We start from the raw sequence: 9,610 nt of genomic DNA, 5'->3' as shown, positions 1-9,610 counted from the left end.
GCGAGTTGCCGGTGACCGACGACGACGCCACTTCCGCGGCCAGCACGTCCGGCTGCACGCCGCGCCCGGCGTCGAACCAGGCGTCTTGCCGGGTTTGCGCGAAACTGACGCGACTCTGGTCGAAGCTGGCGCCGACGGCGAATTGATGGTGCTCGGTCTGGCGCGACAGGTTCAGGGCCAGGCCGGCGCTGGTCTGGCGGGTATGGGTGCGGTTCAATACCGCGTTGTGTTGCGCCGCCCCTTGCGCCGCGGTAAAGCCGCAGTCGTCGGGCTCTACCGCGCTGCCGTCGGGATTGAAGCCGTCTTCGCAATCTTCCACATACTCTTCGTAATCGCCGTTGACGTCGCCATTGAGCGTGTCGCGCCGGCTGCGGCGCACATAGGCCAGCGTCGACAGCTCGGTGTCATCATTGATCCAGTGACGCAGATTGAAGGCTGCCTGCTGCAGTCGATTGCTGGTTTGATCCGGGTGGGTGTAGGCCGCGCGCCGGTCGTTTTCGTACAAGCCGTTCGCCAGCGTGCCATCGGCCCAGCGGTAGCTCGGCAAAAGGCCGTTGCCGATCAGCTTGCTGTCGCCATGCAGGGCCGAGACATGCCATTGGGTCTGGCCCGAATCGCGGCCGACCTTGGCAAACAGGTTGCCCATGCGTCCGGCGGAATGCTCGCGCCAGCCATTTTCGTCGAACAGGGTGGTGGCGACGAAGGCGTGCAATCCATTGTCGAAGCGGGCGCCGTAGCCGGCGTCGATGCGCTTTCTGGCATTGCTGCCGTAGGAGATCTCGGCGTCCATGCCGGGATGGCTCCGGCCCGACTTGGTGGTGAATGCCAGCGCGCCGCCCAGCGTATTAAAGCCATACAGCGGGTTCGACCCCGGCACAAGCGTCAGGTCGGCGATCGCCGCCTCCGGCAGCATGTCCCAGTTGACCACGTCGCCGAACGGTTCGTTGACGCGCACGCCGTCGAGATACGCCGACAATCCCTGCGCCGAACCGAGGATCGGCGAAGCGCGAAAGCCGCGGAAGGTGATGTCGTTCTGGAACGGACTGCCCTGGACTTCGTTGACGTTGACGCCAGTCAGGTTGGTCGCCAGGAAGTCGATCAGGTTGCCCGCCTGCGCCTGGCGCAGCGCGTCCGCGGACGCGGTCTGCACCGGATACGGCAGCAGGTCGCGCTCGATCCCGAGTCCCGGCACGGGCGTCTTTGCCACCACTTGAATCGGCGTCAGGGTGGCTTCAGGGCGCGCCGCTAACTCGCCTGCCTGCGCTAGTACAGGAACGCAGAAGGCAGCGGCAAGGAGGGGGGGCGTGCGGGATGCGGCGTGCCGGCGGTGTAATTGCGGCAGGGTAGAGTGGGGCATTAGATGTCTCCGGAAATTATAGGAATTGGTATTGACGTTTATTGCTGCGGGATCTTGCGGTAAATCTTGTTGCGGGAAACACCCAGGGCGCGCGCGGTGGCCGAGATATTGCCGCCATGCGCCGCCAGCGCATTCTGGATTAACGATATTTCGACATCGTCGAGCGTGGCCGATGTCGGCATCGATACCGCCACCTGTGTACTGATCGGGCCGCTTCGCCCGCTCTCGCCTCGCTGCACCGCCTCGATATCGTCTAAAAAATCGTCGGGCAAATGCTCGCGGCGGATTTCGCGGTCGTCGCCGACCATGACGATGGCGGTACGCAGCAAATTGGTCAGCTGCCGGCAGTTGCCGGGCCAGTTGTGCCGCTTGAATAACTCCATCACCGCGGCCGATACGGTGCACTGCGTGCCGTCGGCCTCCGTTGCGATCAACCGTTCGATAACCACTTCCAGGTCGCTACGCTCACGCAAGGGCGGCAGTTTCACTACCAGGCCGTTCAAGCGGTAGTACAAGTCTTCGCGAAACACGCCGGCCGCAATCAGTTCGCGCAGGTTGCGGTGCGTGGCGCAGATCAGCGCCACGTTTACGGGGATCGAGCGACTGCTGCCCAGGGGCGTCACCATGCGCTCCTGCAGCACGCGCAACAGGCGCGCCTGCAGGCTCAGGGGCATGTCGCCGATTTCATCCAGGAACAGCGTGCCGCCATTGGCTTGCAGGATCTTGCCGACGCTGCCTTTCTTGCGGGCGCCGGTGAAGGCACCGTCTTCATAGCCGAACAATTCGGATTCAATCAGGGTTTCGGGAATCGAGGCGCAATTGACGGCAACGAAGGGGCCGTTTGCGCGCGGCGAATCATTGTGGATGGCTTGCGCCAGCAATTCCTTGCCAGTGCCGGTTTCGCCGGTCACCAGGATGGCGATGTCGCGCCCGAGCACCTTGTTCACCTTGTCGATCAGGGCGGCGATCTGGACATCGCCGGTATTCAGGTAATGCAGGCTCGACAAGCGGCGTGTGGCCTGCTGCTCGACTCTTTGCGCAGCTTGCGCTTGCAGCGGCACGCTGCGCTCGGATGCGCCAGGATGTAACTGGTCAGCCTGAAAAAACATGTTTGCCCGGTGCAGTTGCGCGCGCGCATAGACCCGCACTCCGCTGTGCATGCACAGGTTCAAAAAAACCGGCGCGGCGGTGCGGTAATGGTCGAACAGGGCTGACACCGGCAAGCCGAACAGCGAACTGAAGGTATGCATTTTCAGCGCGGTGAGTGGCAAGCCGAGCTGGAACAGGCCACTGCGGTTGGCCGACAGGAAGCGCCCGCCCTGGGTGAAGGCGGCAATGCCTTCCATCAGGGTGCCGATGAATTCCGGCCGGCTGTGGAAATGCAGCGTGATTGCATCCTGATAGGCGGCGGAAAACACCTGGTTTTCGATCATTTGCGCCGACATGCGCACCAGCCCCATGGTGTGCTTGTGAAAACTGTTCTGGTCGCCGGTGACGTCCAGAACGCCGATCACGCTGCCTTCCGAATCGAAGATTGGCGCCGCCGAACAGGTCAGGAAATGATTGGCAATCAGGTAATGTTCATTGGCGTGGACCTGGGCCGGCGCCTGTTCGGCGATGGCGGTGCCGATCGCATTGGTGCCCTTGCTCTGTTCCGACCAGGCCACACCCGGCTGCAGCGCGACCCGGTTGGCTTTTTCCAGGAAGTCGTCGTCGCCCAATGTATGCACGATCAAGCCATGAGCATCGGTCAGGATGACCATGTTATGGGTATTGATGATTTGTTCGTACAGCGTTTCCATCACCGGCAGCGCATGCGTGTGCAAGACCCGATTTTGCTCGATGGCCAGCGTCAGGTCGGTGCGGCTCACCGAGCTGAAGTCGGGAATCGCGCTCTCAGTCAGGCCGTAAGCGACGGAACGTTCGCGGGATTCTTTTATCATGGCGCCTGCCCCTACTACAGTTCATAACATGCACTAATTCGCACAAACCGTGCCAATTGGTAAAAATGCGATGAAACCTCTATCTTGGCGCGATTTTTCGCCCGGCCTCCCTTTATCGCCCTGCGGCGCGGTCGGTGGCGCCGGTGACTGTTTCACTTTTTGCGATTGTTGTGCTCGCAAATGCAACACCTGTTCCAAAACGAATCAATGCATGGGGCGCGAACGTGCCAGAAATGCTTGGCATGGCAATTGCAGATAGCGCTCCACTCATTTCAAAACCAATAGGAGGAGTCATCATGAAATTCGCAAAACGCTTCATCGCCATCAGTTCTGTCTTTGCCGCCCTTTGCGCGGTCACGCTGCCTGCCGCCGCGCATGGCGACGTTACGCCACAGGCGGTCGACACCAAGTCACTACCGAAACTGGGCGACAAGTGGGCCACCGAAAATCCCTACCGGGGCAATGTCGATGCGGTCAAGGTCGGCACCTCGGCGTACACCCAGAACTGCGCGCGTTGCCACGGCCTGGATGCGATTTCCGGCGGTATCGCCCCCGACTTGCGCTTGCTCGACCGCGACTGCATGGGGCAAAAGAACGAGGCCAAAAAGCAGGCTTGCTTTAAGGAAAATGATGGCTATTACGCCACCTCGGTCCGCCAGGGCAAGGTGCGCAATGGCGCCGTGTACATGCCCCCCTTCGAGGGCATGTTGAGTCAGGAAGCGGTGTGGGCGATGAAGGCGTATCTGGAAACCCGTCGCGCAACCAAGTAAGCCGGCAAGACGGGGGGCTTCCCGTCCCCGCAATGTGCCCGCCGCAGACGGGCATTCAACGCATTGGAGACAAGCATGCCCAAGTTTTTTTTTCGCAGCATCGCTGCGTTGATGGTGATTTTTCTGGCATGGTCACTGGCATTGCCGGCGCATGCCGACATGGAAAAAATCCGCCAGTCGGGCGCCTTGAAAGTGGCGGTCTATGACGACCTGGCGCCATTTTCGGCCGGTGGCCGCGGCATCGATATCGAGCTCGCTGAGGCCCTGGCGAAAAAGCTGGGGTTAAAGCTGGCGCTGCTGTCGTTTCCGGCCGGCGAAAATCTCGGTGACGACTTGCGCAACATGGTGTGGAAGGGGCATTACCTCGGCTACGGTCCGGCCGACGTACTGCTGCATGTGCCGGTCGACCGCCACCTGATCGCGAACAACCCGAAGGTGGAAATCTTCGCGCCGTATTACCGCGACGCGGTGCAACTGGTGCGTCGCGTGGCGACGGTGCCCAACTACGACGGCCTGGCGTCACTCGCCGGGAAAAAAATCGGCGTCGAAAAAATTTCGATCGCCGCCGTCGTCCTGCTGGGAGAGGAAGGCGGCAAATATCGCGAGCAAGTCAGGATTTATCCGACCGCCGTCGAGGCGCTGGCGCAGCTCCAGGCTGGCGCCATCGCTGCCAGTACTGGCCAATCGTTCCGAATCAAACCAGCCCTGCCGGCGGCAGGCGCGGAATCAAGTCACGATGTGAACTTCCCGGGTCCGCGGCCAGGCCGTCGTTTCCGAACGATTGGCCAGTACTGGCATCGGATGGCGCCAGCCTGGAGCTGCGCCAGCGCCTCGACGGCGGTCGGATAAATCCTGACTTGCTCGCGATATTTGCCGCCTTCCTCTCCCAGCAGGACGACGGCGGCGATCGAAATTTTTTCGACGCCGATTTTTTTCCCGGCGAGTGACGCCAGGCCGTCGTAGTTGGGCACCGTCGCCACGCGACGCACCAGTTGCACCGCGTCGCGGTAATACGGCGCGAAGATTTCCACCTTCGGGTTGTTCGCGATCAGGTGGCGGTCGACCGGCACATGCAGCAGTACGTCGGCCGGACCGTAGCCGAGGTAATGCCCCTTCCACACCATGTTGCGCAAGTCGTCACCGAGATTTTCGCCGGCCGGAAACGACAGCAGCGCCAGCTTTAACCCCAGCTTTTTCGCCAGGGCCTCAGCGAGCTCGATATCGATGCCGCGGCCACCGGCCGAAAATGGCGCCAGGTCGTCATAGACCGCCACTTTCAAGGCGCCCGACTGGCGGATTTTTTCCATGTCGGCATGCGCCGGCAATGCCAGTGACCATGCCAGAAAAATCACCATCAACGCAGCGATGCTGCGAAAAAAAAACTTGGGCATGCTTGTCTCCAATGCGTTGAATGCCCGTCTGCGGCGGGCACATTGCGGGGACGGGAAGCCCCCCGTCTTGCCGGCTTACTTGGTTGCGCGACGGGTTTCCAGATACGCCTTCATCGCCCACACCGCTTCCTGACTCAACATGCCCTCGAAGGGGGGCATGTACACGGCGCCATTGCGCACCTTGCCCTGGCGGACCGAGGTGGCGTAATAGCCATCATTTTCCTTAAAGCAAGCCTGCTTTTTGGCCTCGTTCTTTTGCCCCATGCAGTCGCGGTCGAGCAAGCGCAAGTCGGGGGGCGATACCGCCGGAAATCGCATCCAGGCCGTGGCAACGCGCGCAGTTCTGGGTGTACGCCGAGGTGCCGACCTTGACCGCATCGACATTGCCCCGGTAGGGATTTTCGGTGGCCCACTTGTCGCCCAGTTTCGGTAGTGACTTGGTGTCGACCGCCTGTGGCGTAACGTCGCCATGCGCGGCGGCAGGCAGCGTGACCGCGCAAAGGGCGGCAAAGACAGAACTGATGGCGATGAAGCGTTTTGCGAATTTCATGATGACTCCTCCTATTGGTTTTGAAATGAGTGGAGCGCTATCTGCAATTGCCATGCCAAGCATTTCTGGCACGTTCGCGCCCCATGCATTGATTCGTTTTGGAACAGGTGTTGCATTTGCGAGCACAACAATCGCAAAAAGTGAAACAGTCACCGGCGCCACCGACCGCGCCGCAGGGCGATAAAGGGAGGCCGGGCGAAAAATCGCGCCAAGATAGAGGTTTCATCGCATTTTTACCAATTGGCACGGTTTGTGCGAATTAGTGCATGTTATGAACTGTAGTAGGGGCAGGCGCCATGATAAAAGAATCCCGCGAACGTTCCGTCGCTTACGGCCTGACTGAGAGCGCGATTCCCGACTTCAGCTCGGTGAGCCGCACCGACCTGACGCTGGCCATCGAGCAAAATCGGGTCTTGCACACGCATGCGCTGCCGGTGATGGAAACGCTGTACGAACAAATCATCAATACCCATAACATGGTCATCCTGACCGATGCTCATGGCTTGATCGTGCATACATTGGGCGACGACGACTTCCTGGAAAAAGCCAACCGGGTCGCGCTGCAGCCGGGTGTGGCCTGGTCGGAACAGAGCAAGGGCACCAATGCGATCGGCACCGCCATCGCCGAACAGGCGCCGGCCCAGGTCCACGCCAATGAACATTACCTGATTGCCAATCATTTCCTGACCTGTTCGGCGGCGCCAATCTTCGATTCGGAAGGCAGCGTGATCGGCGTTCTGGACGTCACCGGCGACCAGAACAGTTTTCACAAGCACACCATGGGGCTGGTGCGCATGTCGGCGCAAATGATCGAAAACCAGGTGTTTTCCGCCGCCTATCAGGATGCAATCACGCTGCATTTCCACAGCCGGCCGGAATTCATCGGCACCCTGATGGAAGGCATTGCCGCCTTCACCCAGGGCGGGCGCTTCCTGTCGGCCACCGCAGTGGCCTGTTCCAGCTCGGCTTGCCACTCACCGCGCTGAAAATGCATACCTTCAGTTCGCTGTTCGGCTTGCCGGTGTCAGCCCTGTTCGACCATTACCGCACCGCCGCGCCGGTTTTTTTGAACCTGTGCATGCACAGCGGAGTGCGGGTCTATGCGCGCGCGCAACTGCACCGGGCAAACATGTTTTTTCAGGCTGACCAGTTACATCCTGGCGCATCCGAGCGCAGCGTGCCGCTGCAAGCGCAAGCTGCGCAAAGAGTCGAGCAGCAGGCCACACGCCGCTTGTCGAGCCTGCATTACCTGAATACCGGCGATGTCCAGATCGCCGCCCTGATCGACAAGGTGAACAAGGTGCTCGGGCGCGACATCGCCATCCTGGTGACCGGCGAAACCGGCACTGGCAAGGAATTGCTGGCGCAAGCCATCCACAATGATTCGCCGCGCGCAAACGGCCCCTTCGTTGCCGTCAATTGCGCCTCGATTCCCGAAACCCTGATTGAATCCGAATTGTTCGGCTATGAAGACGGTGCCTTCACCGGCGCCCGCAAGAAAGGCAGCGTCGGCAAGATCCTGCAAGCCAATGGCGGCACGCTGTTCCTGGATGAAATCGGCGACATGCCCCTGAGCCTGCAGGCGCGCCTGTTGCGCGTGCTGCAGGAGCGCATGGTGACGCCCCTGGGCAGCAGTCGCTCGATCCCCGTAAACGTGGCGCTGATCTGCGCCACGCACCGCAACCTGCGCGAACTGATTGCGGCCGGCGTGTTTCGCGAAGACTTGTACTACCGCTTGAACGGCCTGGTAGTGAAACTGCCGCCCTTGCGTGAGCGTAGCGACCTGGAAGTGGTTATCGAACGGTTGATCGCAACGGAGGCCGACGGCACGCAGTGCACCGTATCGGCCGCGGTGATGGAGTTATTCAAGCGGCACAACTGGCCCGGCAACTGCCGGCAGCTGACCAATTTGCTGCGTACCGCCATCGTCATGGTCGGCGACGACCGCGAAATCCGCCGCGAGCATTTGCCCGACGATTTTTTAGACGATATCGAGGCGGTGCAGCGAGGCGAGAGCGGGCGAAGCGGCCCGATCAGTACACAGTGGCGGTATCGATGCCGACATCGGCCACGCTCGACGATGTCGAAATATCGTTAATCCAGAATGCGCTGGCGGCGCATGGCGGCAATATCTCGGCCACCGCGCGCGCCCTGGGTGTTTCCCGCAACAAGATTTACCGCAAGATCCCGCAGCAATAAACGTCAATACCAATTCCTATAATTTCCGGAGACATCTAATGCCCCACTCTACCCTGCCGCAATTACACCGCCGGCACGCCGCATCCCGCACGCCCCCCCTCCTTGCCGCTGCCTTCTGCGTTCCTGTACTAGCGCAGGCAGGCGAGTTAGCGGCGCGCCCTGAAGCCACCCTGACGCCGATTCAAGTGGTGGCAAAGACGCCCGTGCCGGGACTCGGGATCGAGCGCGACCTGCTGCCGTATCCGGTGCAGACCGCGTCCGCGGACGCGCTGCGCCAGGCGCAGGCGGGCAACCTGATCGACTTCCTGGCGACCAACCTGACTGGCGTCAACGTCAACGAAGTCCAGGGCAGTCCGTTCCAGAACGACATCACCTTCCGCGGCTTTCGCGCTTCGCCGATCCTCGGTTCGGCGCAGGGATTGTCGGCGTATCTCGACGGCGTGCGCGTCAACGAACCGTTCGGCGACGTGGTCAACTGGGACATGCTGCCGGAGGCGGCGATCGCCGACCTGACGCTTGTGCCGGGGTCGAACCCGCTGTATGGCTTTAATACGCTGGGCGGCGCGCTGGCATTCACCACCAAGTCGGGCCGGAGCCATCCCGGCATGGACGCCGAGATCTCCTACGGCAGCAATGCCAGAAAGCGCATCGACGCCGGCTACGGCGCCCGCTTCGACAATGGATTGCACGCCTTCGTCGCCACCACCCTGTTTCGAAAATGGCTGGCGCGAGCATTCCGCCGGACGCATGGGCAACCTGTTTGCCAAGGTCGGCCGCGATTCGGGCCAGACCCAATGGCATGTCTCGGCCCTGCATGGCGACAGCAAGCTGATCGGCAACGGCCTTTTGCCGAGCTACCGCTGGGCCGATGGCACGCTGGCGAACGGCTTGTACGAAAACGACCGGCGCGCGGCCTACACCCACCCGGATCAAACCAGCAATCGACTGCAGCAGGCAGCCTTCAATCTGCGTCACTGGATCAATGATGACACCGAGCTGTCGACGCTGGCCTATGTGCGCGCAGCCGGCGCGACACGCTCAATGGCGACGTCAACGGCGATTACGAAGAGTATGTGGAAGATTGCGAAGACGGCTTCAATCCCGACGGCAGCGCGGTAGAGCCCGACGACTGCGGCTTTACCGCGGCGCAAGGGGCGGCGCAACACAACGCGGTATTGAACCGCACCCATACCCGCCAGACCAGCGCCGGCCTGGCCCTGAACCTGTCGCGCCAGACCGAGCACCATCAATTCGCCGTCGGCGCCAGCTTCGACCAGAGTCGCGTCAGTTTCGCGCAAACCCGGCAAGACGCCTGGTTCGACGCCGGGCGCGGCGTGCAGCCGGACGTGCTGGCCGCGGAAGTGGCGTCGTCGTCGGTCACCGGCAACTCGCAGGCATTC

At 61.4% G+C, this 9,610-nt stretch carries 8 protein-coding genes and 3 pseudogenes; 6 read left to right on the top strand and 5 right to left on the bottom strand.

From position 1 onward, the window contains the following. The 3 genes from D3878_RS23265 to D3878_RS23625 all read right to left on the bottom strand — a co-directional run. A partial coding sequence (locus D3878_RS23265; RefSeq protein WP_158592366.1) for a TonB-dependent receptor plug domain-containing protein occupies nucleotides 1-1,357 on the bottom strand: 1,357 nt, incomplete at its 3' end. Nucleotides 1,358-1,395: 38 nt separating this feature from the next. Further along, nucleotides 1,396-3,300 (bottom strand): sigma-54-dependent Fis family transcriptional regulator, encoded by a 1,905-nt coding sequence (locus D3878_RS23260; protein ID WP_119783753.1) that lies wholly within the window; start codon nucleotides 3,298-3,300, stop codon nucleotides 1,396-1,398. A gap of 112 nt (nucleotides 3,301-3,412) precedes the next feature. Next, the gene (locus tag D3878_RS23625; protein ID WP_147383850.1) at nucleotides 3,413-3,598 is read right to left on the bottom strand and encodes a hypothetical protein; all 186 of its coding nucleotides are present in this window, start codon (nucleotides 3,596-3,598) and stop codon (nucleotides 3,413-3,415) included. Here D3878_RS23625 and pedF (D3878_RS23255) point away from each other — a divergent pair. Next, nucleotides 3,597-4,070 (top strand): cytochrome c-550 PedF, encoded by a 474-nt coding sequence (gene pedF, locus D3878_RS23255; protein ID WP_119783754.1) that lies wholly within the window; start codon nucleotides 3,597-3,599, stop codon nucleotides 4,068-4,070. The genes D3878_RS23625 and pedF (D3878_RS23255) overlap by 2 nt on opposite strands. Nucleotides 4,071-4,145: 75 nt before the next feature. Next, nucleotides 4,146-4,919, top strand: coding sequence for a transporter substrate-binding domain-containing protein (locus D3878_RS23250; protein WP_233556510.1), 774 nt, complete (start codon nucleotides 4,146-4,148; stop codon nucleotides 4,917-4,919). On the opposite strand, the gene D3878_RS23245 is transcribed toward D3878_RS23250, so the two are convergent. Both D3878_RS23245 and pedF (D3878_RS23240) read right to left on the bottom strand, forming a co-directional pair. Next, complete coding sequence (locus D3878_RS23245; RefSeq protein WP_233556509.1) at nucleotides 4,802-5,461, bottom strand: transporter substrate-binding domain-containing protein; 660 nt, start codon at nucleotides 5,459-5,461, stop codon at nucleotides 4,802-4,804. The genes D3878_RS23250 and D3878_RS23245 overlap by 118 nt on opposite strands. 75 nt (nucleotides 5,462-5,536) lie before the next feature. Continuing rightward, nucleotides 5,537-6,011 (bottom strand): annotated as a pseudogene (gene pedF, locus D3878_RS23240) (cytochrome c-550 PedF). Between pedF (D3878_RS23240) and D3878_RS23620 the strand changes: the two are divergent. The 4 genes and pseudogenes from D3878_RS23620 to D3878_RS23215 form a co-directional block, all read left to right on the top strand. After that, on the top strand, nucleotides 6,010-6,195 hold the full coding sequence (locus D3878_RS23620; protein WP_147383850.1) for a hypothetical protein: 186 nt from the start codon (nucleotides 6,010-6,012) through the stop codon (nucleotides 6,193-6,195). The pseudogene pedF (D3878_RS23240) and the gene D3878_RS23620 sit on opposite strands and share 2 nt — an antisense overlap. 112 nt (nucleotides 6,196-6,307) lie before the next feature. After that, nucleotides 6,308-8,210: pseudogene (locus D3878_RS24530) on the top strand (sigma-54-dependent Fis family transcriptional regulator). Between the two features lie 38 nt (nucleotides 8,211-8,248). Beyond that, on the top strand, nucleotides 8,249-9,196 hold the full coding sequence (locus D3878_RS23220) for a TonB-dependent receptor (protein ID WP_119788103.1): 948 nt from the start codon (nucleotides 8,249-8,251) through the stop codon (nucleotides 9,194-9,196). Between the two features lie 87 nt (nucleotides 9,197-9,283). Beyond that, nucleotides 9,284-9,610: pseudogene (locus D3878_RS23215) on the top strand (TonB-dependent receptor); the annotation flags it as partial.

Origin of the sequence: Noviherbaspirillum sedimenti (genome assembly GCF_003590835.1) — a bacterium.
GTDB classification, from domain to species: Bacteria; Pseudomonadota; Gammaproteobacteria; order Burkholderiales; family Burkholderiaceae_D; genus Paucimonas; species Paucimonas sedimenti.
This window is presented reverse-complemented; position numbering and strand designations above follow the sequence as displayed.

Coding starts and splice junctions, on each gene's coding strand:
- D3878_RS23250 (WP_233556510.1), top strand. CDS start 4,146: ATGCCCAAGTTTTTTTTTCGCAGCATCGCTGCGTTGATGGTGATTTTT.
- D3878_RS23220 (WP_119788103.1), top strand. CDS start 8,249: ATGCCCCACTCTACCCTGCCGCAATTACACCGCCGGCACGCCGCATCC.
- D3878_RS23620 (WP_147383850.1), top strand. CDS start 6,010: ATGATGACTCCTCCTATTGGTTTTGAAATGAGTGGAGCGCTATCTGCA.
- D3878_RS23260 (WP_119783753.1), bottom strand. CDS start 3,300: ATGATAAAAGAATCCCGCGAACGTTCCGTCGCTTACGGCCTGACTGAG.
- pedF (WP_119783754.1), top strand. CDS start 3,597: ATGAAATTCGCAAAACGCTTCATCGCCATCAGTTCTGTCTTTGCCGCC.
- D3878_RS23245 (WP_233556509.1), bottom strand. CDS start 5,461: ATGCCCAAGTTTTTTTTTCGCAGCATCGCTGCGTTGATGGTGATTTTT.
- D3878_RS23625 (WP_147383850.1), bottom strand. CDS start 3,598: ATGATGACTCCTCCTATTGGTTTTGAAATGAGTGGAGCGCTATCTGCA.